The following is a 380-nucleotide window of genomic DNA, read 5'->3' on the forward strand; positions in this document are numbered from 1 at the left end:
CATTGTCGGTGGGTTTGTAATCTTCTGTCATACTGATACGTATGTGGTGTTCTTTAAGCAAACTCACATACAAGTCGCATGCATATTGTGATCCGCGATCGGAATGATGAATTGTTCCGCATAGGTTCCCTCCTTCAGCCTTCTTTATAGCCTGCCTAAGGGCTTCTGCCGTATACTCGGCATGAAGTCCGGGAGCCAACACCCAACCTAAAACAGCATGCGAATAAACGTCTGTAAGTAAATGAAGGTAACATACTCCACCTTCTATCCAGATATAGGTAATATCACTCACCCAAATATGATTAGGATAATTGGCACTCACCCCTTTAATCAGATTAGGGTATTTCATATACAAATGATTGGATTTGGTGGTATGACGT

At 42.1% G+C, this 380-nt stretch carries 1 protein-coding gene; it reads right to left on the minus strand.

Going from position 1 to position 380, the window contains the following annotated elements:
• On the minus strand, positions 1-349 hold a 349-nt coding region (locus D0T50_RS13435; RefSeq protein WP_163224037.1), incomplete at its 3' end, for a DDE-type integrase/transposase/recombinase.
• Positions 350-380: the final 31 nt, after the last annotated feature.

Origin of the sequence: Bacteroides sp. 214 (assembly GCF_010501015.1) — a bacterium.
In the GTDB taxonomy this organism is placed as follows: Bacteria; Bacteroidota; Bacteroidia; order Bacteroidales; family Bacteroidaceae; genus Bacteroides.